Raw genomic sequence first — 24965 nt, forward strand, 5'->3', positions numbered from 1 at the left:
GGTGTGCATGATCAGTAGCAGTAGCACCATCAGTTCAAGTCCTGCAAACGCGAAGGTCGGGATGACCAAGCGAGCTTTGGCATCCTCCCTGGCGTGGCGCCTGAGCGTCGAGTAGGAACAACAAAAACAAGAATTCGTGAAAAGAGGCGTATATGAAAGTCGATTTCTCGAGGTGGTCGCTCGACGCGGCGTCGCGCTTTGCCCAGCGCGAGGCTCTGGTCAATGTCGAGCGAGGGCGTCGCTACACGCACCTGGAGCTTCACCGGCTCACCAATCGAATTGCGCATATGGTCAAACAGCGGCTTTACCTGGCGGCTGGCGATATCTATCTGACCATTCTTGAAAACGACAACATGAGCCTGTTGAGTTTCGCTGCGCTCGCCAAGACGGACGTGAAGGCCTCGTGGTGCAACTTCCGGGATACCTACGACGAGCACTTGTGGCAGATCGACTTGGTCGAGCCCAAGGTGGTGTTCCTGGAGAATGCTCTGCTCGACACCTATCAGCCCATGTTGAGCGAGCGCGGCATCCGCATCATCTGCATGGACCCGCTGGCTACGCCGCGCGACGGCGTCGAATGCTTCTGGGATCTGTTGGAGGGCTTGCCGGAGTCCGAGCCCCATATCGAGATCGATATGGACGAGCCGCTGCTGTATCGCTTCACTGGCGGTACCACGGGCAAGGGCAAGTGCTGCATGTACAGCCTGCGCAACTGGCTGGCCCTGCATCGTTACTTCTACGCGATGCCGGATGAGATGTTTGGTCCGGACACTCGCCATTTGAGCATCACGCCGCTGAGCCACGGCTCTTCGGCCTACGTGATGACGCTGGCTTTCAAGGGCGGCTGCCATGTGACGATGAATGCCGCCGACCTCCGGCAGTTCTGCGCCAACATCCAGAACGAGAAGATCACCACCTCCCACCTGGTGCCGACCATTCTCTACCGCTTCCTGGAGTTCGACCTGTGCGAGCAGTTCGATCTTTCCAGCTTGCAGGCGGTGATCTACTCGGCCGCCCCCATGAGCCCCGCCAAGCTGACCTTGCTGCAGGAGAAGTTCGGCAACATCTTCATCCAGGCTTATGGCAGCAGCGAGGCCCTGGCGCCGGTAGCCGTGTTGAGCAAGGCGGACCATCTCTGCGCGCCGGGCGAAAGCAACCCGCGCTTGAAGTCGGCGGGCATCCCGCTGCCCGAAACGGAAATCGTCGTGATGGATGACGAGGGACGCGAGCTGCCGTGCGGACAGACCGGCGAGCTGTGGATCCGCGGTCCCGGGGTGATTCAGGGCTACTACAAGAACCCGGAGCAGACTGCCGCCGAATTCCAGGATGGCTACTGGAAATCGGGTGACCTGGGGTTCATCGACGAAAACCGCTATGTGCACATCGTCGACCGCAAGAAAGACATGATCATCAGCGGCGGATTCAACGTGTACGCCATCGAAGTCGAGGCGGTGCTCAATGCGCACCCCGCGGTCCTGATGTCGGCGGCGATCGGCATCCCCCACGACGAATGGGGCGAATCGGTACATGCCGAAATCGTACTCAAGGACGGCCATTCAGCGGCCCCTGAAAAAATCCTCGCCTTCTGCAAGGAACGCATCGGATACAAGGCGCCCAAGAGCCTGAGCATCGTCGAGAGTCTGCCAGTGACGGTGATCGGCAAGGTGCTGCGCCGGGCAGTGCGTGACAAGTACTGGTCGGGACAGCAGCGCAGGGTGAACTAGCCACGGTCCCTGCGGCCGCAACGAAGCCGGACCCATGCCGGAGCTCTCAACGCAGCGTGGTCTGGCAACCCCGGTTTTGTTTGATCGAGCACTCGGGCCAGGAGCACGAGTGCGGTCGCGAGAATAAAAGATGCATTCGCAAGGTGCTGAATCGTGAGCCGAAGTTGCCCCTTGAACTCATGAGTTAGCAGGGCGAATCGCATATGCCTGAGCGGATCCGTAAATAAGTAAGACTCTTGGTCGTTCGCGTACTGCTGCGCACCTGTCGATAAAGAAGGTGTGCTGATAATGCGGTGAATGATTTTTCGTGAAACCACAGAAAGAGTTAGTAAATTAAATGAATAAAAACAATAAGATTTACCATCCCAATCTCTGTCGCGGACTTCTTGCTACATCGATTCTGGCAGCACTAGGCGTCACTCCAGTTCAGGCGCTCGAACTCGATACGGGTAATGAGGATCTTTCGATCCGTTTCGACAATACGCTGAAGCTCAATTACGCCCAGCGCGTTGAAAGTGCCAACTCTAAACTGGCCAACTCGTGGAACAACAATGATGGTAACCGCAACTTTTCCTCAGGCAGCGCGGTATCCCAGCGCGTCGATGTGCTCTCTGAACTGGATGTGGTGTTCAAGGAAAAGACCGGTTTTCGCATCAGTGCCAACAGCTGGTACGACCATGCCTACGACGATGTCGGCAGCTTCAATCCGTCGACCAACCAGATCAATAACGGCAAGCCGGACTCCCGGCACCGGAGCGGTTACGCCAAGCGTTATTACAACGGTCCTTCCTCGGAGATCCTCGATGCCTTCGTCTTCGGCAGCGTGGAGTTCGGCGAGGAATCCTTACTCGCAGCCAAGCTCGGCAGCCATACCCAGTACTGGGGGGAGTCCCTCCTGTCACTTGCCCATGGCAACAACTACGGCCAATCCGGCCTGGATATCTCCAAGGCGCTGGCTGTACCGGGCACCGAGGCAAAGGAGCTATTCATCCCGCGCAACCAACTGTCCACCAACCTGACCCTGACCCCGGAATTAACCCTGGGCGCACAGTACTTCCTCGACTGGGATGCCTCGCGGGTGCCCGAGTCCGGCTCCTATCTGGGCTTCAATGACGGCGTTCAAAGCGGCGGGCATAACCTATCGCTGATCGCTGCGCGCAATCCCTTCTTCGGTGTACCTGGCCCGATGGGGGCCAACGAGTTCCTGCGTGTATCCAACGGTCATGTTTTCACTCCGGACAAGCGCGGCGACTTCGGCCTGATGGCCAGGTGGAGTCCCGCATGGTTGGATGGCACCCTCGGCTTCTACTATCGCAATACCTCCGATATTTTGCCGAACCTGGTCCTTCAACCAACGGCAGTAGGCGTTCCGCAGCTGATCTCCGGCAATGCTGGTAGCTATAACCAGTTCTACGTCGATGACATCGATGTCTATGGCATCAGTCTGTCGAAGAACATCGCCGGGGTCAGTGTCGGCTTCGATCTGAACTACCGCGAGAACATGCCTCTGGCCAGCGTAGTGGCGACCGTCAGTCCGGCGGCAGCGGCAGCCGGGCTGCCCGGTTTCATCTCCAGCTTCGACGGCGAGAATGGTGTCGCCCGCGGCAACACCGTACATGCGGTGCTCAATGGCCTGGCCACCTTCGGTGCTACGCCGGTTTGGGATACGGCCTCTCTGCTGGTCGAACTCGGCTACAGCCGTTGGCTGGACGTGACAGAGAACAAGCAACTGTTCAAGGGCGAGAGTTGGTATCGCGGCGTCGATAAGGTCACCAAGGACAATTACACCCTGGGTGTCAACTTCAACCCAACCTGGTACCAGGTCTTCCCCAGCATCGATGTTTACCTGCCCATCAGTTACAGCGTTGGACTTCAGGGTAACTCCGCCGTGCAACTGGGCGGTAACGAGGACTCCGGCAGTTACTCGATAGGGATTGGCATGGATGTTCGCAACCAATACCGCTTCGACCTGAAGTATGTGGACAACTTCGGGCCTTTCGATACCTGCGAGGTGGCCGGAGCGGGGTTGGTCCCGGGCGATGGCGTCGCGCCTGGTGCCAACGGCATGTACAACTGCACGCCTGGTCAGCCTACCGCCTTCGCCGGCGTTCAGGCGCAGCTCAAGGATCGCGGCATGGTCACCATGACCTTCAAGACGACCTTCTGATCGAATCACTGCCTGAAGCAGGAGAACACCAATGAAATTTGTGAAATCACTTCTGGCTACTGCCCTCGCTGTGACCATGGCCGGCGCTGCACAGGGGGCGGTATCCCCGGATCAGGCTGCGAAGCTCAGCGCCACGTTGACGCCTGTTGGCGCGGAAAAGGCAGGCAATGCCGATGGTTCCATCCCGGAGTATCAGGGGGGGCTGACTACTCCGCCTGCCGGCTATCAGCAGGGGAGTTCCTTTCGCCCGGATCCCTTCGATGGAGAGAAGCCGCGCCTGGTGATCAGCGGCGCGAATGCCGCCCAGCACGCCGACAAGCTCACGGCCGCGACCCGAGAACTGCTCAAGCGTTTTCCATCCTTCCGGTTAGATGTCTACCCGACCCATCGCACGGTGGCCCTGCCGCAATGGTTCCTGGATAACACGGCGAAGAACGCCGTGGGGACCAAATCGCTCGAGGGTGGGCTCGCGCTGGAAAATGCTCTGCCGGGGGTCCCTTTCCCGATCCCCAACGATGGCAATGAAGCCATGTGGAACCACCTGTTGCGTTACCAGGGATACGCCCTCAACTTGAAGTTCGACGCCTGGAACGTCGACTCGGCGGGCAATGCAACCCTGGCTACTACGGTCAACGGCTACCTCGAGTATCCGTTGTACGCTCCAGGCCTTACCCAGTCTGCGAAAGAGGATGACCTCTACTTCAAGACCAAACTCTATTACCTGGGCCCAGCTCGCCGTGCAGGTGAAGCAATTCTGGTGCAGGACGCCGTCAATCCATTGAAGCAACCGCGGCGTGGCTGGCAGTACCTGCCGGGGCAGCGTCGTGTGAAGCTGGCCCCTGATATCGCCTACGACACTCCGAACCCGGGTACCGGTGGCAGCGCCACCTACGATGATGCCTGGGTGTTCAACGGGGCGATGGATCGGTACGACTTCAAGCTTGTCGGCAAGAAAGAGATGTTTGTTCCATACAACACCTACAAGCTGAACTACCACAAAACTGCGGCTGACATCACTACGCCGAACCACCTCAACCCTGATCTGGTTCGCTGGGAACTGCATCGAGTCTGGGTTGTAGAGGCAACGCGGAAACCGGGTCAACGTCATATCTACAAGAACCGCACCTTCTACATTGACGAGGACAGCTGGATTGCCCTGGCCTCCGACGAGTATGACGACAATGGTCAACTTTACCGAGGCTCCTTCGCTCACATGGCTTACAGCTATGACGTACAGGCGCCGAACTCGGACAACCATATGATCTACGACTTCGTTTCAGGCAACTACAACATTAACGGTTTCTACGGTCCCTACGGCGGCGTCAAGTACATCGAGCCGCTGTCGAAGGCCCAATGGGCACCGGATTCGCTGGCCGGTACCGGTATCCGTTGAGCCAACTCTTGCATTGTGATTTTCGTCACCGGTGGGTCTGCCCCCGGTGGCGAGTTTTTCGAGAAAAACAATGAATAAGTTCCAGAGGATAGTTCTCGCTGCATTGGTTATGGCACTGGCGCAAGCGCTCTCCGGACCCACTACCGCGGCAGATTTTGCAGATGTACTGGACAGCCCGGCGATCCAGAGTGAGAAGGCTGCCCATGCCCTGTTTACAGGTCTGGCTGAGGCCGGAAGTCGCCTGGTCGCAGTGGGGCAGCGCGGCCACATTCTATTTTCTGACGATGCTGGCCTGCACTGGCGCCAAGCCAGAGTGCCGGTCAGTTCGGACTTGACGTCCGTGCATTTTCCGAACCCCAGCCAGGGTTGGGCCGTGGGGCATGACGGCGTCGTCTTGTACAGCAGCGATGCAGGTGAAACCTGGACCCGTCAGTTCGACGGTCGTCAGGTCGGGCAGCGCATGCTCGAACGCTATCAGCCGTTCGCTGCAGCGCACCCCGAAGACCAGGTACTGGTGGCATTGGTGAATGATGCCGTGCGAATGAAGGAGGAGGGTGCCGACAAGCCATTTCTTGACCTGTGGTTCGAGAATGAGCGCACCGGTTACATAGTCGGCGCTTTCAACCTGATTTTTCGAACCGACGATGGCGGTCGTAGCTGGATCCCTTGGGGGGATCGCGTGGACAACCCGAATGCACTGAATTTGTACGCGATACGCCGGGTTGGAGAGGATCTATTCGTCGCGGGTGAGCAAGGGCTCTTGCTGAAGCTTGATCCGGTGGCCGGTCGGTTCGTTCAAGTGTCAACGCCATATGGCGGCACTTACTTTGGCGTCACTGGCAAGCCTGGGGCGATCCTGGTTTTCGGCCTGCGGGGCAATGTGTATCGCAGTGTCGATGGCGGTGTCAGTTGGAGCAAAGTTGAGTTCGGTCTGCAGCAGAGCATAACCGCCAGTACGGTCGCCGCGGATGGGCGAATCTTCCTGTTTAGTCAGGCTGGTGATGCGCTGGTAAGCGCCGATGACGGCAAGAGCTTCCAGCCGTTGCCGAACAAAGTCCTGACGCCAGTTGCCGCCGCGCTGGCGTCCGACTCCGGTGCGTTGGTGGTCGCAGGGCCTCGGGGCCTTCGACAGTTGCCCCTTGAGTAAGCCCACTTCCGACTATCAGAGAGCCACATAGCCATGGGTAACTACGAACTCGACACCATGCCGGTGATCCGGGAGCTGAAGGGCTTCGATGTGCGTTCCGGTAAGCTGCTGGAGCGGCTGATCTTCAACAACCGTTTGCTGGTGGTGATTGTCTGCCTGCTCGCCACCCTGGTGCTGGGCTACTACGCAGCCACTCGGCTGAGTCTCAGTGCCAGTTTTGAAAAGATGATTCCGCAGAGCCACCCCTTCATCAAGAACTACTTGGAGAACCGCCAGGCACTGCGTGGCCTTGGCAGTTCGGTGCGGGTGGTGGTGGAGAACAGCGAGGGCGATATCTTCGACCCTCACTATCTGCAGGTACTGAAGGAAGTCAATGATGAGCTGTTCCTCACTCCGGGCATCGATCGTGCCTGGATGAAGTCGCTGTGGACCCCTGCCGTCCGCTGGACCGAAGTCACGGAGGAAGGGTTTCGTGGCGGTCCAGTGATGCCGAACGCCTACGACGGCTCGGTTGGTAGCGTCGAGCAGTTGCGTCAGAACATTTCCCGTTCCGGTATTGTCGGCAGCCTGGTGGGCAACAACTTCAAGTCGAGCATGATTTTCGTGCCGCTGTTGGAGAAGGACCCCGTCACCGGCCAGACCATCGACTATCACGACTTCTCGCGCCTGCTCGAAGAGAAGCTGCGCAACAAGCACGAGTATCAGGGCGACGCCAAGGCGCATGGCTCGGGCGAGGAGGGCAAGGGCCCGATCAGGATTCGCGTAATCGGCTTTGCCAAGCTGATTGGCGATCTGCTCGATGGCCTGGTGCAGGTGATGATGTATTTCGGCGCCGCCGCCTTGATCGCCACTGCCGTAATCTATTGCTTCACTCGCTGTGTACGCAGTACGGCTCTGGTGATCCTCTGTTCAGTGGTAGCGGTCGTCTGGCAGCTCGGCGTGGTGGCACTGTTGGGCTACAGTCTCGATCCCTTCTCGATTCTCGTGCCTTTCCTGGTCTTTGCGATCGGCGTGTCCCATGGTGCGCAGAAGATGAACGGCATCCTGCAGGATGTCGGGCGTGGCACCCATCAGTTGGTAGCTGCACGTTACACCTTTCGCCGCCTGTTTCTCGCGGGTCTCACGGCGTTGCTGGCGGATGTCGTCGGCTTCGCCGTACTCATGCTGATTGATATTCCGGTCATCCAGGATCTGGCCATTACCGCCAGCATCGGCGTGGCAGTGCTGATTTTCACCAACCTGGTTCTGCTGCCGGTGTTGCTCTCCTATTGCGGCGTCAGTCGCCACGCTGCGGCGCGCAGCCTGCGCGCGGAAAGCGCAGAGATTCGTGGTCGCGGCATTGGGCTGCTCTGGAGCGTTCTCGACCGCTTCACCGAGCGGCGTTGGGCGACTGGAACCGTTGTAGTGTCAGGCGTGTTGGCCATCCTGGGTCTGGTGGTCAGCCTGCAACTGAAAATCGGCGATCTCGACCCCGGTGCGCCGGAGCTTCGCCCGGACTCGCGCTATAACCGCGACAATGCCTACATCACCGCTAACTACTCGCTCTCCAGCGATCAGTTTGCAGTCATGGTTAAAACGCCCAGCGAAGGTTGCCTGAAGTACGAGACGCTGGTGGAGGCGGACCGCCTCGGTTGGCTGCTGCAACAACAGCCTGGCGTGCAGACCACTGTGTCGCTCGTGAATGCCGTGCGGCAGATCACCGCCGGCTCCTATGAGGGCAGCCCGAAATGGCTGACCATCGCGCGTAACCAGAACGTGTTGAACTACGGAGCACAGCAGGCTTCGGTAAACAGTCCGGAGCTGTTCAACAACGACTGCTCGATGATGCCGGTGGTGGCCTATCTCTCGGATCACAAGGCCGAGACACTGGACCACGTGGTGAGAGTTGCCGAAGACTTCGCCCGTGAGCACAGCAACGGCGAGCGTCAGTTCATGCTCGCCGCCGGAAGCGCCGGGATCGAGGCTGCGACAAACATCGTCGTTCGGGAAGCCAATCGCACCATGCTGCTTTACGTGTATGGGGCGGTGATCGTGCTCTGCTTCATCACCTTCCGCAGTTGGCGTGCGGTCGTGGTGGCGGTGCTGCCGTTGATGTTGACCTCTATCCTGTGCGAGGCATTGATGGTCCTGCTCGGCATCGGCGTAAAGGTGGCGACGTTGCCAGTGATTGCGCTGGGTGTTGGTATCGGAGTGGACTACGCGCTGTATCTACTTAGCGTGCAATTGGCTCATCAACGTGCAGGCCTGTCGCTGGCTGAAGCCTACAGGGGGGCTGTGGCGTTCACCGGCAAGGTGGTGGCCCTGGTTGGCGTCACCCTGGCAGCGGGCGTCATCACCTGGGCCTGGTCGCCAATCAAGTTCCAGGCCGACATGGGCATTCTCCTGACGTTCATGTTCATTTGGAACATGGTCGGTGCACTGGTATTGATTCCTGCTCTTTCGCATTTCCTGTTGCGCAAGGCGGATTATGCAATTCGGGGATAAGTTAGCAGTGCATGCCTGCTGTTTGGAGCTCTAGAAATGACCAGTGATTATGATGATCGGCAACGCCAGCCAATTCACAAGCGCAATATTGAGTGTGTTGGTTATCTGCGCGCAGATGGTCTTTGGGATATTGAAGGCAGGCTGAACGATAGCAAGACCCATTCCGTGCAACTTTCCGAAGGCCGGCTCCTGACAGCAGGGCAGGCGTTCCACAGCATGTGGATACGGCTAACCCTGGACGATGATTTCATTGTACGAGACGTGCAAGTATCGATGTCCGAGGTGCCTACCAGCGAATGTCGCAGTGTCGCTCCCGCTTACCAAAAATTGCTTGGTGAGCGGGTCGGTCCGGGCTTTTCACGGCGAATCAAGGAGCTCTTTGGAGGTATAGGTGGCTGTGTTCATCTGACGGAACTGTTGCTGCCTATCGCCACGACGGCTTTTCAGACCATCCCAATAGCCCGAGCCCTGGTTGCGCCACGTAACGAGCATGACACCGAGGCCCACAGCCGCGCTCTCAGCGGCATGATCGATACCTGCTACGCCCTTCGCTCAACAGGACCAATTGCTTCGGCTATCAAGAAATAGTTCACCTCCAGCTTGGCAGCGACCCACCCTGTGTACGGTCGCGAACGTTTCGAGTCGCGGCTAGCCGCCGGGGGCTGCCCCTTGACTCAGGGCCTTGGGCTTGAAAATGCCGGAGGTCTGCGGCGGTTGTTCAAATGCCTATGGCGAGTATGCATCGGTTGAATGTTCCCCAAGGGTGAGTCTTCAACGTGCATTTCATACAGGTAAACCCATGTCAGGATCGAAAAAAGATGCACTAGCGCCATTGAATGACGTTGCGCAACGACTCACCACCATGGGCAGCTATACCTTGGCAATCGCCAAGGCACTGGAAACCAATGGGGTTGATAGCAGGCGTATTTTTGAAGCAGTTGGAATACCTGGCAATGTGGCTAACGATCCCTTGTTCCGTCTACCGGAAGCCACGATTAGCCAATTGTATCGGGCCTGCGTGGATGCAACCAATAACCCCTATTTCGGTTTGGACGTTGCCAGGTTCGTACATTTTACCCACCTCCATGCACTGGGATACGCGCTGGCAGCCAGCAGTACGCTAATGGATTTCTGTTGGCGACTGGAACGCTATTCACGGCTTGTTTCGCAAGTCGTCAACGTCGTCCTTACCGAGGTCAGCGGCACTGTCTTCGTGCGTTTTGAACATCTGGTCGAGCTTAGTGGCGAGACCGAGGATGCTTTCTTCGGATTTCTGATACTGACCATGCGGCTGCTGTACAAATCTGACTTCAATCCATTGCGGGTTGAGTTTCACCGGCTGATGCCACCCGGGGGCGCTGAACCCTATGAGGTTTTAATGCGCGCGCCGGTAAGCTTTGCGCATTCAACCAGTCTGCTGGTCTTTAACAAGGCTGATCTGATGCAGAGTCTTGTTGGATCCTGCCCTGAACTCGCGCAGGTTAATGACAACATCATCATCAGCAGTCTTGCTCGACTGGACAGGAACGATGTAATCGCCGGCGTAACCCAGAAAATCCTGGAGTATCTGCCCGATGGTGATTGCACCAGGAACAAGGTGGCGAAGTCGCTTTTCATGAGCCCAACCACGCTGCAGTTTAAGTTGTCGCAACGCGGGACACATTTCCAGCAGTTGCTGGATGACACTCGCAAGGCGCTCGCGTGCACTTATCTGCGTCAATTCGCGCGCCCGGTGACGGAAATCACATTCCTCCTTGGCTTCAGCGATACCAGCAACTTTACTCGGGCTTTCAAGCGATGGACCGGTCTATCACCGACGGATTTCCGCCAGCAGTCCAGAGGGGACGCTGGCACTGTGCATGGTTTTCCTCAGGGCTTCTCCTAGCGACCTGAGGCTGAATGGTTTAGCCAGAGCCCACTGTGTTCCGGCCCTGGCCAAACGTCAGCAAGCAGGGTCAGTAGGTCCCGATCAGCCGGCTGGCAATTGCCGCGATTTTCTGCGGTGGGATCGGGTAGAGCAGGGCCAATGGATCACTGGCGACCGCTTTGACGATGCGTTCCATATCGCTGGTCGGAATTCTGAACTGGGCGAAATCCGCAGGCATCCCGATTTGCTGTTGAAGGTGCCTGATGCGGGAGATCACTTTGCGCACGGTGGCCTCAGGCTCCCCGTCAGGGATTGAGAATGCCTTGGCCAGTTGGCTGGCATAGGGCAGGTAGAACTCAATCAGCTCCTCCATCACCACTGGCAATAGAACGCCGTTGGCCCGGCCATGGGGAATGTGGTACAGCGCCCCCAGGGCGTGCGAGCAGTTGTGCACCGGAGCGGCCGAAAGCGCGTTGGCGAGCGCCAGGCAGGCCATGCTCGCGGCCTGCAGCATGTCTTGGCGTGCCTGCAGATTGTGCCCGTCCTGCACGGCGATTGGCAGGGCACCGAGAATGCGGTCGACCGCACTGAGGGCAAGGCCATCGGTGAAAGGGTTACTTGTCGCATTGACCAGTGCTTCAACGGCATGTGTCAGGGCATCCATACCGGTATCGGCGGTAATGGCCGTTGGCAAGCCAAGGGTTAGCTGCGCATCGAGCAGCGCAATATCGGACTCCAGATAAGGGGCCTGCAGCACCGCCTTGACGCCGGTATTGTCGTTGAAAACGACCGCACCGTTGGTCATTTCCGAACCGGTGCCGGCGGTAGTCGGAATGCTGATGTGGGCGATTCCCATGGGCTGGCCGGTGACCTCCATGCGCATGCCGGCAGCCAGCACATCACAGATATCAACCAGATCATGGGCGAGCGCGAATTTCACGGCTTTCGCTACATCCATGGCACTGCCACCGCCGAGAGCAACGATGGCGTCGGCACCTATTTCGCGGGCGTAGCGGGTGGCAGCATTGACGCTGTTGCTGCCGGCGTCGGGCAGTATGTCGGTGAAGATTCCGGCCAGTTGCAGCTGGTTGCCTGCCGCAGCATCGCGCAAGACGTAGGCAACCTGTTCAACCAGGCCGATTTTCTCAAGCCCTTTATCGCTCAGCAGGAGCACGCGCTTGGCGCCCAGAGACACCAGCAGGGCGGGAAGGCGTACCGTGGCACCGACGGCACAATGGACTCGCGTACGTGCCCAGAACTCAAAATATCCAGTAGACATGCTGTTCCTCAATCATCGAGTGGGCTGGTTTTTCAGGCCGCATTAGGCTGACTTGTGCACGACGCCGTAAGTCATGGTTTTCTTTGCCGGGTCGCGCTGGAAGGCGGTCGAGATGGCTTTGGTCTCCAGAAACGACTCCAGTCCGGCGATGCCCATTTCGCGGCCCTGACCACTTTGTTTGTAGCCACCGAACGGCACGTCGGTCCGCAGCATGTGCCAGTCGTTGATCCACACCGATCCGGCCTGCAAGCGTCGAGCGAGTAGTTGTGCCGCCAACACGTCGCCAGTCCAGATTCCTGCCGAAAGGCCATAGTCGGAGTCATTGGCGATGGCGATGGCCTCCGCTTCGTCGCGGTATTTGATGACGGTCAGCACCGGGCCGAAGATTTCTTCTCGCACGGCGTTCATCTGGTTGTGGCAGTCGGCCAATATGGTCGGCGCGATAAAGAAACCGCCTTCGCATCCGGGCACGATGATCCGTTCACCGCCGCACACCAGTCGTGCTCCTTGTTCCAGAGCCGAACGGATATATCCCAGTACCTTTTCGCCATGGGCGGCATGGCACATCGGCCCAATGCTGGTGCGTGGGTCCAGCGGGTCGCCGATCTGCAAACGCCCTGCGACTTCTGCGAGCTTGGCCAGCAAGGGCTCGTGGATGCTTTCATGCACCAATAGACGAGTGCCCGATTCGCAGGCCTGGCCCGAGTTCAATAGCACGCCGAACAGGGCACCTTGCGCCACGGCATTCAGGTCCGCATCGGCGGTGACTATCGCCGCGCCCTTGCCACCGAGTTCGAGGGTGACGTGCTTGAGGCTCGCCGCCGCGTTGGTCTGGATCCGCTTGCCGACAAGGGTTGAACCGGTAAAAGAGATCTTGCCGATTCCCCGATGCAGGGTCAGGGCCTCGCCGACTACCGGACCGATACCATTGACGACGTTGAGCACTCCGGGTGGCAAGAGCGGAGCAAGCAGTTGCGCTAGCCGCAGTGTTGTCTGCGGCGTCAGTTCGGATGGTTTGACGACCACCGTATTGCCTGCTGCCAGAGCTGGCACCAGCTTGTTGATGAACAACAGCATCGGCAAGTTCCAGGCCGGGATCAGGGCACAGACGCCAATCGGCTCTTTTACTACCTTGACGTCGGTCAGCTCCGGCAAGGGCTTCGCTGGCAAACTCTGGGTGAAGGGATAGGTCTTGATCAAATCGGCCATGCTCATGATCGACTCGACCATGAGCAACAAGTCTATATTGGCGATACGGCTGATGGTGCCACCGGAGCTGATGACTTCCAGATAGGCCAGCTCGTGTGCATTCTGCTGGATGACACCAATGAACCGGTTTAGCAGCGCCGAGCGATCCCGCGGAGTCATGTCGCGCCACACCGGGTTGTCCAGGGCACGCTGCGCCGCGGCTACCGCGAGATCGACATCCTGCTCGGTACCGCAGGCGACCTGAGCAATTACCTCCCCAGTCGCTGGGTTTTCCACGGCCATGTACTTGCCACTGCCCGGCGCCACTAGCGCGCCGTCGATAAAGTGATCCAGCTTGGGAATAACCATCGTTTCATCCTTCATTAGTCGGTGCGATTGCGATCCGGCAGATGAGCTGGTGCGTGCCAGAGCGCTCCAGAGTGTTGTACCGAGTGGGGGCGCAAGGGGCCGGTCATTAGCGTCAAATCATTGGTCAGCGGAGCAGGGCGCTCTTCACCGTCTGAGAGGAGGGCGTGTTCGCACAGCTGAGCAACTGCAGCGAAGCTTCAAACCGGCTTTTCACGAAGCACGGTTCTGTGCGCTCGGATTGGGTGTTCGAGCAGGTGACATGAACGGCTCCATCATCAGCTGGGTGCACAAGGCAAAGCCGGGAGCGATGACCAATCGGAGGATGCCCCGCAGGATCGCGGGGTATGGGATTTCCCAGGCCGCTGGCTGGCCTGGGGGGCGCGTTAAGTTCAGAACTGCGCGGCGTCCAGCAGGAACAGCGACTCGCTGCCGGCCTTGATCGAAGCAGTCAGGGAGTGGATACGCGGCAGCAGGCGGGCGAAGTAGAAGCGCGCGGTGCCCAGCTTGCTGGCGTAGAACTCGTCGTGACCTGCCTTGCCGAGGGATGCACGTGCCATCAGCGCCCACATGTAGGCGTAGGCGGTGTAGCCGAAGACGTGGAGATATTCCACGGAGGCGGCGCCGATCTCGTTGGGGGTGACTTTGGCGCGGTCCAGCAGCCAGGCGGTGAGATCGTCCAGGTTGGAGATAGCGACCTTCAGCGGATCGACGAATTCGGCCAGCTCGACGGGCGCACCGTTGGCGAAGGCGCTGATCTCGTCTGAGAAGAGCTGGTAGAGCGCGCCACCACTACCCACGATCTTGCGGCCCATCAGGTCCAGGGCCTGAACGCCATTGGTACCTTCGTAGATCTGACCAATGCGTACATCACGGACCAGTTGCTCCTGGCCCCATTCGCGGATGTAGCCGTGACCGCCAAACACTTGCTGGCCATGAACGGTGACTTCCAGGCCCAGGTCCGTGAGAAAGGCCTTGGCCACCGGAGTCAGCAGGGCGACCAACTCTTCCGCACGTTTACGCACAACAGCGTCATTGCTGTACTTGGTGGTATCGAGCTGCATCGCGACAAAGCAGGAAAAAGCCCTACCGCCCTCGTTGAGCGCCTTCATGGTCAGGAGCATACGGCGCACGTCCGGGTGGACGATGATCGGGTCGGCGGTCTTGCTCTTGGCGACCGGGCCGGTCGGTGCACGGCTCTGAAGGCGTTCGCGCGCATATTCGACGGCGCTCTGATAGGAGCGCTCACCGGCCGCCAAGCCTTGGATACCGACCCCCAGGCGCTCGTAGTTCATCATGGTGAACATGGCGTTGAGGCCCTTGTTCACCGCGCCGACCAGATAGCCGACGGCGCCGTCGAAGTTCATTACGCAGGTGGCCGTGGCCTTGATGCCCATCTTGTGCTCGATGGAGCCGCATGAAACTGCGTTCTGCTTACCTGGCGAGCCATCGGAGTTGACCAGCACCTTGGGCACCAGGAACAGGGAAATGCCTTTCGAGCCTGCGGGGGCGTCCGGCAGCTTGGCCAGCACGAGGTGGATGATGTTCTCGGTCAGGTCGTGTTCGCCACCGGTGATGAAGATCTTGGTGCCGGTAATCTTGAAGCTGCCGTCGGCCTGGGGTTCCGCCCTGGTGCGGATGATGCCGAGATCGGTGCCAGCATGTGGCTCGGTGAGGCACATGGAGCCTGCCCAGGTACCGGCGTACATGTTCGGCAGGTACTTCTCCTTCAGCTCGTCGTTGGCATGAGCGTTGATCGACAGGCATGCGCCGACAGTGAGCATCGGGTAGAGGCCGAAAGACAGGTTGGCCGAGGCGACCATCTCTTCGACCTGGACGGAAATTGCCTTGGGCATGCCCATTCCGCCGTAGGCTGGATCACCGCTGATCCCCACCCAGCCCCCGTCAGCGTAGGCGCGGTAGGCCTCGGGGAAGCCGATCGGAGTGCACACCGCTCCATTGCTCCAGGAACAGCCTGATTCGTCGCCACTGCGATTGAGTGGAGCGAGCACGTTCGCGGTGATCTTTCCACCTTCTTCGAGAATGGCGTTACCAGTGCTTTCATCAATGACGTCAGCCAGGGCCGGAAACTCAGACCACAGCCTGGAAATTTCGAAGACTTCATTCAGGACGAAGCGCATATCGCGCAAGGGAGCTTTGTAGTCAGTCATATGTGATTACTCAGGTGTTTTAGGCGCGAGCACAGAACCGATGGGTGGAGAGTTGCGAGGTCGCACGGTTAGTTGCCACGTAACCGTACAAGGGGATCGCCAGGAACATGTGCGAACTCCCCTGGGTCAACTCAGGTTCGTTCGAATATGGCGGCAATGCCCTGTCCACCACCAATGCACATGGTCACCAGGGCGTAGCGGCCCTGGGTGCGATGCAACTCATGGATGGCTTTTGTCGCAATGATCGCGCCTGTGGCGCCGACAGGATGACCGAGGGAAATTCCGGAGCCGTTCGGGTTTGCCTTGGCAAGATCGAAGTCGAGTTCACGGGCTACCGCGCACGCCTGTGCGGCAAAGGCTTCATTGGACTCAATGACATCCAGGTCGGAGACTTTCAGTCCGGCCCGCTTCAGTGCCAGCCGAGTCGCCGGTATAGGGCCGAGTCCCATCAGCTGGGGTTCGACACCAGCATGGGCGTAGCTCACCAGGCGCGCGAGGGGGAGCAAGTTGTTTGCCTTCACTGCGGCGTCACTGGCGAGTACTACGGCTGCCGCGCCATCGTTGAGACCCGAGGAGTTGCCGGCGGTAACCGTACCATCCTGCTTGAATACAGGTTTCATTCGCGCCAATTGTTCGAGCGAGGTATCGGCGCGGGCGTGCTCATCGACTTCGAACAGTTGGTTACCTTTGCGGGTCTGGATTTCAATCGGCACGATCTGTTCGCGGAAGTACCCATTGGCAATCGCCCGGGTCGCTCGCTGGTGGCTTTCCAGTGCCTGGGCGTCCTGTTCCTCTCGGCTGATGCCAAGGCGCTGGGAGATGTTTTCGGCGGTGATGCCCATGTGAATATGGTGAAAGGGGTCGTGCAGTACACCGAGCATGTAGTCGATGGCTTGCATGTCGCCAAGACGTCCCCCCCAGCGTGCGCCGGGCAGCATGTAAGGGCTGCGACTCATGGATTCGACGCCGCCACCGACTACGATGTCGGCATCGCCCACCAGCAGGCATTGTGCTGCAGAGATTATTGCCTGCAGACCTGATCCGCACAGTCGGTTGACGTTGAAGGCCGGAGTTTCCCGGGGCACTCCAGAGTTGATGGCGGCTACTCGCGAGACATAGGCGTCTTGTGGCGTGGTCGGAATCACATTTCCCATCACCACATGTCCGATGCTTTCGACAGGGCAACCACTGCGCTCGATAGCAGCTCGCACCGCAGTTGTAGCCAACTGGAGCATAGGGACATCTTTGAGCGAACCGCCACAGGAGCCAATAGCAGTTCTTGCCGCGCTGACGACATAGACTTCGGGGGTGGGCATGGGGGACTCCGATAGAATGGATTACTACTTGGTTCGAATCATTGAGAACTAGGAGATCTGGTCTTGGGGGCTGGGATACAGGATGGGGGGTTACTCCGCTCAGTAATCAGCTGCTGAAAATGAGGTCAGAAAAATATTGGCTGCAATTCAGGTTTCAGTACGGCTAGTCTTATTCTCTGGATTCGCAGGATGAACAGGGTTGCCAGGCATGTTTCGACATCAGGCTGAGACATGTCATTCATGCGGTTGGCCGGCGCTCGGTAACTATCACCTGTCAGCATTGAATAAATCGGCACCGACACCCTCTATTCGTGGAGAGGGGGCGATGCCGAGCAGGCCATTCTCGCTTTATAGCCAGAGGACCATGCGCTTAGGGGGAGACTCTCCGTCAACGCCAGAAAACCGCTGACAAGGTTGGAAGAGGTCCTGCCCTGTAACTTATTTCGGTAGCGTTACCCCTTACTGGCGGTTTAGCAACTACGATAACGCTACGGTATAAGTACCAGCCCGTGATTGCGTGTGTTTTCGAATTACTGTGCTTGTCAATCTCCGAAGTCAAACAGTCAGCACTTTATCCGAGTCGTAATCGTTGTCGTATTGGATGGCCAGAACCGATATTACGTGCTGTCTGGAGATCGTTACCGCGTAGCCAGAAGACTCGCGTGACCTGCCCCTTCAAGGGCTGGCTTTACACTCTCGATTGCACCGCCGCCGTCGCAGGGGATTAGTGCTCCAGAGATGTAGCCGGCATACGGTGAGGAAAGAAAGAGTGCAAGATTGGCGATGTCGTCCAAAGTGCCAAAGCAACGAAGAGGCACATGTGCTGCTGCCGCTGCACGCTCTTTCTCGGTAGGCGCCATCAGCTTCCTGAACCCTTCCGTGCCTTCGATCGGTCCAGGCGAGATCGAGTTGATACGAATGCCTTCGCCACCCCATTCCAGCGCGAGCACGCGGGTTAGTTGGTCAACGCCTGCCTTGGCGGCGCATGCATGTACCTGGTAACGCATGGGCACGAATGATTGAGGTGCGGTTACATTGATTACCGATGCACCTGGTTTTTTCAGATGGGGATAGGCTTGGCGCAGCACATGGAAGCTGCCAACCAGGTCGATATCGACTACTACGCGAAAGCCATTGGAGGACATATCCTTGGCCTCGCAAAGAAAGTTGCCTGCAGCGCCTGAAACAAGTACGTCAATAGCTCCGAAGTTGTGCACAGCTTCTTCGAACGCACGCCCAACAGCCTCGAAGTCTCGCACGTCGGCACAGACGCCATGAACTTGACCACCAAGCTCGGCGAGCTGCTTGCATGCCAGTTCCACGTTCTCTTTCTTGCGGCTCGCTACGGTGACTGAGGCTCCCTGTCGAGCGAATGCTTGTGCGATACCAAAATTGATACCGGTTGTACCGCCGAAAATGAAGACATGGCGGCCTTTGAAGTCGAGATTGAGTTGCATGATTATTTTCCTATTGTCTTTACTCAATGCGGACTAGGGCAGAAATCTAGGCGCCCGTTTTTCCAGGAAGGCCGCAATGCCTTCAATTGCGTGTGGTGAAGTGGCTGACTCGACCATCAGGCGATGTTCCATTTGAAGTTGCGCTTCAAGCGACCTTTCATGTGCGCCATCGACGAGACGCTTGATCCGTCCCAATGCGCCAGTCGCTCCTTGCGCCAAGGTCTCAGCCAATGCCACAGCATGTGCAGCTAGTTGATCATCCGGAACAATCTCGGACACGATGCCGAGCTCCAGGCATTGCCGGGATGACAGCAAGTTGTTTGTAAAGAAGATCTGCTTGGCTCGCATGGCGCCGATACGGCGAGTCAGGAACCAGGACGCACCGACATCCGGTGTGAGTCCAATGGCGGAGTAGCCACCACGCAGCTTCATTGATTCGGCCGCCAGCACGATGTCTGCACATAAGGCGAGGCCGATGCCTCCGCCACCGACCGGTCCGTTGATGGCACTGATCACTGGGACCGGCAGGGTGGCCAGTTTGTACAGGGCTGCGTGTAACGGGCCGAGGAGCGCGTCAAGCGTTTCCGGCAACTCGGCGCCTGCCTGGACAAAGAAGTCGATGCTGCCCCCTGCGCAAAATTGCCGTCCGATGGCACGCACGAGGACGGCGCGTACCGAAGGGTTGGCGGCCACCTTGTCGATGATCTCGATCAGGGCTCGGGATGACTCCAGGTCAATGGCATTGGCTTTTTCGGGGCGGTTCAGTGTGATGGTAGCCACATGGCCGTGCACATCGAACAGGATAGGGTGAGTCATGCATGTATCTCCAGAACGTCCGTTGGGCAAATGCTCGCCGTGATCCTCACGCGCGCCGCTGCAGGATGGCGACTGACACTGCGGTGCCCAGGCCTCCGTTTTGTTGAAGTGCAGTGCGCGCCCCCTCAACCTGCCGCAGGCCGGCATCGCCGCGCAACTGAGTGGTGAGTTCGGTGATCTGCGCCAACCCGGTTGCGCCCAGAGGATGGCCTTTGGAGAGCAAGCCACCCGAAGGGCAGACCACTACCTGGCCACCATAGGTGTTTTGTCCGCTGACAACGAAGCGCTCGAGATCCTCCTCAGCGCAGAAACCAAGGCCTGCATAACTGAGCAGTTCATTGCTGACAAAGCAGTCGTGTACTTCGGCCACGTCGATGTCCCGGGGGCCTACCCCTGCGTGGGCATAGGCACGTTCTGCCACGCGCCGCGTCGCGGCTCTGCTCAACGCGTCGGGTACGTTGGGCGGATCGAGGTCGGACGCAAAATCGCTGCCCATCTCATGGGCAAGGATCGCCACGTCGGCGCGCAATCCGTGCCGAATGGCGAAATCATGGCTGCATACGATTACGGCGGCGGCGCCACAACTCGGTGCACAGGCATAAAGTTTGCGCAGACGACCCCAAACGGTCGGTGCAGCCAGCACGTCTTCGGTCGTGAGCGGCTCGCGGAAGATCGCGAAGGGGTTGTGCTTTGCGTGCGTGCGCGCCTTCACGGCGATGCGCGCAAATACCTCGTCGCTAATTTGAAGTTCGCGTGCGACCCATTCGAGTTGTGAGCCGAACATCAGCAGTGCGGGAGGCAGCTCACGTTCTTTCTCACTCAGTTTCATCGCTGCGATCACGCTCTCGCGATGGCGCTCCAGCGGGTCGGCATGGGTTGGAAACACCCGATCCAGGGCGCCGGGTCGCATCTCCTCGAAGCCGACTGCCAATGCACAGTCCGCTCCCGCGAGGACAGCCTGGCGCGCCAGATACAAGGCCGATGATCCAGATGCGCAGTTGTTGTTCACATTGGTGATCGGTATGCCGGTGATACCCACACGATAAAGTGCACGCTCGCCCGAGCAGGAATCACCATAGACGAAGCTCGCGAACGCCTGTTCTACCAGATCGTAGTCAATGTTGGCGTCGGCCAGTGCGGCTCGCACGGCATGTTCCGCCATCACGTCATAGGGGGCGCTCTGGCCAGGGCGCACGAAGGGCACCATACCGACACCGGCAATCAACACTTCTTTAGTCATGAGCGTCTCGTATCTGGAGTTATATGTTGCGGTTCTGTTCCGCCCAATATGGCGCGCGGAGGTCTTTCTTCAGAACTTTGCCATTCGGGCTACGGGGCAGGGAGGCGACAAAGTCGACCGACTTGGGTGCCTTTACACTCCCCAGTTTTTCCTTACACAGTGCGATCAACTCTTCGCCTGACACATCCGCGCCGGAATTGAGCTCGACGATGGCTTTCACCGCTTCACCCCAGACGGGATCGGGAACCCCGATCACCGCGCAATCCTGTACGGCGGGGTGCGCCCAGATGACCTGTTCGGCCTCGCTGGGGTAGACGTTGAATCCGCCGGTAATGACCATGTCTTTCTTGCGATCGGTAATCCGCAAGTAGCCGTCACAGTCGATGTGGCCGATATCTCCGGTGTGTAGCCAGCCGTCGGTGACGGCCTCCGCGGTCTTTTCCGGTGCCTTGTAGTAGCCCTTCATGACCAGGTCACCACGAACACAGATCTCGCCGGTTTCGCCAGTGTTTTTCAGCGTGTTGTTCTCGCCCATGATCGCCACCTGGACCAGTGGACTTGGTCGACCGCAGGAGAGCAAACGCGTGTCGTGCGCCAGTTCCCCGTCAATGAAGTTCTCTTCCGGTCGTTTGATCGCGATCGCGCCGGGGGCCTCGGTCTGCCCATACGCTTCCATCATTACCGGCCCGAACACCGAAATCGCTCGACGCAACTTTTCTGCTGACATCGGCGCTGCGCCGCAGATGAAGTACTTGAGTGAGTCAAAGTTGCGACGTTCGATCCCGGGCATGTCCAGCAGCCGGTAGATCACGGTCGGTGGGAGGAAGAACTCGCTCACACGATGTTTTTCGATCGCATCGAGCAGAGAAGCGGGATCAGGTTTGCTCAGCACTACAACCATGCCGCCTCGCGCCGTGCATGGCAGCGACAGCACCCCCGCGGTGTGAGTCATCGGCGCAGCAGCCAGGTTCACGATCTTTTCGTCAGCGCGGTAGCTGCAGGCAATCATGAACTGTGCGCAGAATGCCTGGAAACTGCGATGTGTATTCATGACCCCTTTCGGCAGTCCTGTAGTACCCCCCGTCGGCATCACCGCGATAGTGTCGTCAAGCTCGTAGGTGACCTTCGGTTTGGTTGCGGGCTGTCCTTCGATCCATTCAGCCAATCCAACGGTATCGGGCAACGTACCGTCGATACAGATGAAAAGTTTGATCTTCGGCAACTTCGAGCGCAATGCGTTGACGGCAGGGGCGAACGCCTGCTGGAAGAACAGCACTTCGCAATCAAAGCTGTCCAGTAGCTGTTGGTTATCGTCGAGCGAACCAAGTGGGTTCACGGGCATCCATGCCATCCCGGCGCGCCATAGGCCCAAGGTGCAGGTCCAGGGAAGGGGATGGTTGGCAGCCCAGACAGCTCCTATCTTCTCGCGCCCCATACCGGCAGCCAGGAGTGCGTTTGCTATGCGGCAGGAAAGCGTGCCTACTTCGTCAAACGTAAAGACCTTGTCTTCCATGACATAAGCTGCGGCCTTCGGGTTGATCTGCCACCCGCGGTCGAAAAAATCGATGACTGCCATATTCGTCTCCAATTGCCTTGCTTGGATAGGCTGAGGCTTGTGGGCTTCAATGCCTGAGAGTTTGCCCTCAGCGATCAAAGCGCTTCACCCCTCGAATGGAGAGTTTCTGGTGAGGTGTCGAAAATGGAATCAGCATTCAGCACCGGCCGTAGTCCCATTTCCTGTGTGCGCCACTCAAGGGCGGACACTCCCGGCACGTAGTCAAACCGTCGGGGTTTCGCCGATACGTCGAGGTGGGTAGCCAATGAAGCACAGGGGGGGGCTGCGAGTGCTGTCGGGTCACGGTGCGCATGGATACGCTGTGGCATTGGTCGGCGCCCCAGACGTTGCAGGGGGCTGCCGAGGATTTCAACCCGGGCAGTGCTCGGGGGGTAGACGTTTGCTTCAGCTTCAGCGGAGTCATCGCTGGATCACGGCCGGTTGCCTCGGCAACCGGCCGCAGTGAGGAACCCAGGAAAGTCGGCATCACAGGCACCCAACGTCCTTTGCAGGGCCAGTGAGATTCTCAGCCAGCGTGCAGGGATCCGTTGGACACGCTGCGTTCGAAGGCGGGTCGCTCAAGCGCCATCGGAAGCAGGTTCGAAGTAGCAGATGTCCCTGATGTTGCCCTCTCGCGCCTCGGCCAAAACAGCGCAAACACGCATACCGACCGTCACTTTTTCGAGATCTACCTTGCTGAGGTAATGCACCAGTGAAGTGTCCGCGCCGTCGAGCTGAATAAGCCCCAGTACATAGGGCGTTTCCAAGGCTTGCAGCATCCCGGGCTCACGCACAACGGTGTAAGCCTTCAAGGTGCCCAGGTTACTGACGTCGACCCATTCGTGAAGTTCTTCGAAACACTCATGGCAACTGAGCCTGGGCGGTAGATAAACGCGCTCGCAGTGAGCACACCGGGTTGCAGTGATTTTTCCGTGATCGCGCAGTGCGGCAAAGAAGATGCTGTTGACCTGTCCCGCGTCATAATTGATGTCGGCATACAGCACCGGCTGCTTCAGCAACATGGGAGGGGCATTTTCGAGTTCGGTGGGATACATCTCTCAATCTCCTTGGGCTGGACTCTGGGTTTCCACTGGCAACCAATAGAGGATGTCGGTCATCAATCCCTGCCGCTGCTCTTTCGGTCGGAATACAGCACGCACGCGCATGCCGTTATGCACCTTGCTCAAGTCGGTTTCACCGATGTAGTGCCACAAGAATCCGGCGGTACGACCGGGAGAGTCGACCATCAGAACCCCCACCGGGTACTGGCTGCTTTGCACCGACAAGTCGCTGGTATCGATAAATGGCATGCTGAACGACATGAAGCCGGCCACAGTCGCCTCAGGTCCCATCTCTTCCCATCGCGGATCAACGAAGTTCTCGGAGTGGCAGATGGTGCACACGCCTTGCGGTGGCAGCATGGTGAAATCGCAGTTGCGACACACCATCCCCAGCAGACGACCGTTGTCGCGCATCTCGCGGGCGAACTTGCCATTGAACAGGCCCAGCGGGTACTCCATGTAGAAAGGAGTCCGCAGACGCGTCGGTGATACCGGTTGGAACTTGCTGTCTTTAGTCGTCATTACCCATCCTCCTCACTTGTCCTTCGAAAGCAGAACCATCGGTGTCCAGCCGGTGCCACCGAAGCCCGTAGCCACGCCAAGCTTGACGTCACGGGGTACCTGGTGTTCACCGGCATCGCCTCTGATCTGCAACGCCAGCTCGCCATATCGAATCAACGTCGAAGGAACACCTGGGTTAGTACAGGTCACGCCTCCCGAAGGGTTGATGGGCAGCTCGCCATCTATTTCGGTCGCGCCACTGCTGACCATTTTCCAAGCTTGATTCGGCTCGCACAGGCCCATGGTTTCCATCCACACGAGCTCGGCCCAGGTGCAGGGCTCGTACATCTCGATCACATCGAGTTGTTTGGCCGGCCGCGTGATGCCGTTGCGCTTGTAAAGGACTTCGCAGGCCTTGGCGAGGCTGGGCAGGAAGCAGCGTTCTTTGGGCGCGATGAAATCCTGCAGCGCAGCCCAGTGTTGCGCGGAATGGATGGTAACCATGTCCTTGATCCACACCGGATTTTTGCTGATCTTGTGGGCCACGTCTTCGCTGGCGACGATCAGGGCTGCCGAACCTTCGGTAATCGGGCACATGTGGAGCTGACGCATTGGCGCAGTCAGCATCGGTGACTTGAGCACGTCCTCCACGGTGAGGGGCATCCGCAGGTGCGCGAAGGGATTCTTCATCGCATTGTTCGCGGCTTTGACCCGGGCCAGGGCGACCGCCTCCTCGGTACAACCCGACAGTTTGGCGTAGGAACTCGCCATCAATGCGAAGGTTCCTACCGCTCCGACGCTGCACCATTTCTCGGTGAGCGCATGCAGACCCGAGTTGATTGCTGCCTGCAAGAATGGGCCACGCGGCAGTACGCCGGGAGGCGGGCCGACGAACTTTGCGGTTGCCGACACCAGGGCCACGTCGCACGCGCCGGCCGCTACGTGGTGCACCGCTGACAGCACGGCGGAGCCGCCCACGGTACCGCCCGTTTCGATCTTCATGACGGGCTTGCGGTAATGCCCGATCCAGTCGGCCAACTCCATCTCCGACTCGGCCGTGCCCGACACCCAGTCGATGTCGCCGAGCACGATCTCGTCCACCTGTTTCATCGTGATCTGCGCATCGGCCAAAGCCCGTCGCACGGCTTGATTGGCCAGTTCCACTTTTGTGAACGGGCTGTTCGCCGTCATTTCAGTCTGGCCGAAGCCGACAATTGCCACTCTGCGATTCAT

The 24965-nt window shown here is 58.6% G+C and carries 18 protein-coding genes; 7 read left to right on the plus strand and 11 right to left on the minus strand.

What is annotated here, in order from left to right; all coding sequences use genetic code 11:
- Nucleotides 1-152 precede the first annotated feature (152 nt).
- The 7 genes from CHB99_RS01385 to CHB99_RS01415 all read left to right on the plus strand — a co-directional run bounded on the left by CHB99_RS01385 (nucleotide 153) and on the right by CHB99_RS01415 (nucleotide 10800).
- A complete protein-coding gene (locus CHB99_RS01385) occupies nucleotides 153-1724 on the plus strand; it encodes a class I adenylate-forming enzyme family protein (RefSeq protein ID WP_042122584.1) in 1572 nt (523 codons plus the stop codon).
- Nucleotides 1725-2061: 337 nt separating this feature from the next.
- Nucleotides 2062-3891 (plus strand): DUF1302 domain-containing protein, encoded by a 1830-nt coding sequence (locus tag CHB99_RS01390; RefSeq protein ID WP_042122585.1) that lies wholly within the window; start codon nucleotides 2062-2064, stop codon nucleotides 3889-3891.
- A 31-nt stretch (nucleotides 3892-3922) separates the two neighbouring features.
- Nucleotides 3923-5284 (plus strand): DUF1329 domain-containing protein, encoded by a 1362-nt coding sequence (locus CHB99_RS01395; RefSeq protein ID WP_042122586.1) that lies wholly within the window; start codon nucleotides 3923-3925, stop codon nucleotides 5282-5284.
- 70 nt (nucleotides 5285-5354) lie between these two features.
- Nucleotides 5355-6431: a WD40/YVTN/BNR-like repeat-containing protein gene (locus tag CHB99_RS01400; RefSeq protein ID WP_042122587.1), complete on the plus strand. Its 1077-nt coding sequence runs from the start codon at nucleotides 5355-5357 to the stop codon at nucleotides 6429-6431.
- A 33-nt stretch (nucleotides 6432-6464) separates the two neighbouring features.
- Nucleotides 6465-8915: an efflux RND transporter permease subunit gene (locus tag CHB99_RS01405; RefSeq protein WP_042122588.1), complete on the plus strand. Its 2451-nt coding sequence runs from the start codon at nucleotides 6465-6467 to the stop codon at nucleotides 8913-8915.
- A gap of 36 nt (nucleotides 8916-8951) precedes the next feature.
- Nucleotides 8952-9503: a DUF2889 domain-containing protein gene (locus CHB99_RS01410; RefSeq protein WP_042122589.1), complete on the plus strand. Its 552-nt coding sequence runs from the start codon at nucleotides 8952-8954 to the stop codon at nucleotides 9501-9503.
- A 211-nt stretch (nucleotides 9504-9714) separates the two neighbouring features.
- On the plus strand, nucleotides 9715-10800 hold the full coding sequence (locus CHB99_RS01415) for an AraC family transcriptional regulator (RefSeq protein WP_042122590.1): 1086 nt from the start codon (nucleotides 9715-9717) through the stop codon (nucleotides 10798-10800).
- 70 nt (nucleotides 10801-10870) lie between these two features.
- Here the strand turns inward: CHB99_RS01415 and CHB99_RS01420 are convergent, their stop codons facing one another.
- The 11 genes from CHB99_RS01420 to CHB99_RS01470 all read right to left on the minus strand — a co-directional run bounded on the left by CHB99_RS01420 (nucleotide 10871) and on the right by CHB99_RS01470 (nucleotide 24965).
- Nucleotides 10871-12061 carry an iron-containing alcohol dehydrogenase gene (locus tag CHB99_RS01420; RefSeq protein WP_042122592.1) on the minus strand — a complete coding sequence of 397 codons (1191 nt, stop codon included), beginning with the start codon at nucleotides 12059-12061 and terminating at the stop codon, nucleotides 10871-10873.
- Between the two features lie 42 nt (nucleotides 12062-12103).
- Nucleotides 12104-13618, minus strand: a complete 1515-nt coding sequence (locus CHB99_RS01425) for an aldehyde dehydrogenase family protein (protein ID WP_052419385.1) — start codon at nucleotides 13616-13618, stop codon at nucleotides 12104-12106.
- A 389-nt stretch (nucleotides 13619-14007) separates the two neighbouring features.
- The gene (locus CHB99_RS01430; protein WP_042122594.1) at nucleotides 14008-15786 is read right to left on the minus strand and encodes an acyl-CoA dehydrogenase C-terminal domain-containing protein; all 1779 of its coding nucleotides are present in this window, start codon (nucleotides 15784-15786) and stop codon (nucleotides 14008-14010) included.
- A gap of 131 nt (nucleotides 15787-15917) precedes the next feature.
- Nucleotides 15918-17102 (minus strand): acetyl-CoA C-acyltransferase family protein, encoded by a 1185-nt coding sequence (locus CHB99_RS01435; RefSeq protein ID WP_042122595.1) that lies wholly within the window; start codon nucleotides 17100-17102, stop codon nucleotides 15918-15920.
- A 638-nt stretch (nucleotides 17103-17740) separates the two neighbouring features.
- Nucleotides 17741-18559 (minus strand): SDR family oxidoreductase, encoded by an 819-nt coding sequence (locus tag CHB99_RS01440; protein WP_042122597.1) that lies wholly within the window; start codon nucleotides 18557-18559, stop codon nucleotides 17741-17743.
- Nucleotides 18560-18592: 33 nt separating this feature from the next.
- Complete coding sequence (locus CHB99_RS01445; protein WP_042122598.1) at nucleotides 18593-19375, minus strand: enoyl-CoA hydratase/isomerase family protein; 783 nt, start codon at nucleotides 19373-19375, stop codon at nucleotides 18593-18595.
- 46 nt (nucleotides 19376-19421) lie between these two features.
- Nucleotides 19422-20615: a thiolase C-terminal domain-containing protein gene (locus CHB99_RS01450; RefSeq protein WP_042122600.1), complete on the minus strand. Its 1194-nt coding sequence runs from the start codon at nucleotides 20613-20615 to the stop codon at nucleotides 19422-19424.
- A 19-nt stretch (nucleotides 20616-20634) separates the two neighbouring features.
- Nucleotides 20635-22191: an AMP-binding protein gene (locus tag CHB99_RS01455; RefSeq protein ID WP_042122602.1), complete on the minus strand. Its 1557-nt coding sequence runs from the start codon at nucleotides 22189-22191 to the stop codon at nucleotides 20635-20637.
- A gap of 557 nt (nucleotides 22192-22748) precedes the next feature.
- Entirely contained in the window at nucleotides 22749-23225 is a 477-nt protein-coding gene (locus tag CHB99_RS01460; RefSeq protein WP_052419386.1) for a Zn-ribbon domain-containing OB-fold protein, read from the minus strand.
- Nucleotides 23226-23228: 3 nt separating this feature from the next.
- Nucleotides 23229-23753 (minus strand): Zn-ribbon domain-containing OB-fold protein, encoded by a 525-nt coding sequence (locus CHB99_RS01465; RefSeq protein WP_042122604.1) that lies wholly within the window; start codon nucleotides 23751-23753, stop codon nucleotides 23229-23231.
- Between the two features lie 12 nt (nucleotides 23754-23765).
- Nucleotides 23766-24965 (minus strand): thiolase C-terminal domain-containing protein, encoded by a 1200-nt coding sequence (locus tag CHB99_RS01470; protein ID WP_042122606.1) that lies wholly within the window; start codon nucleotides 24963-24965, stop codon nucleotides 23766-23768.

This window comes from Pseudomonas japonica (assembly GCF_900188455.1).
In the GTDB taxonomy this organism is placed as follows: domain Bacteria; phylum Pseudomonadota; class Gammaproteobacteria; order Pseudomonadales; family Pseudomonadaceae; genus Aquipseudomonas; species Aquipseudomonas japonica.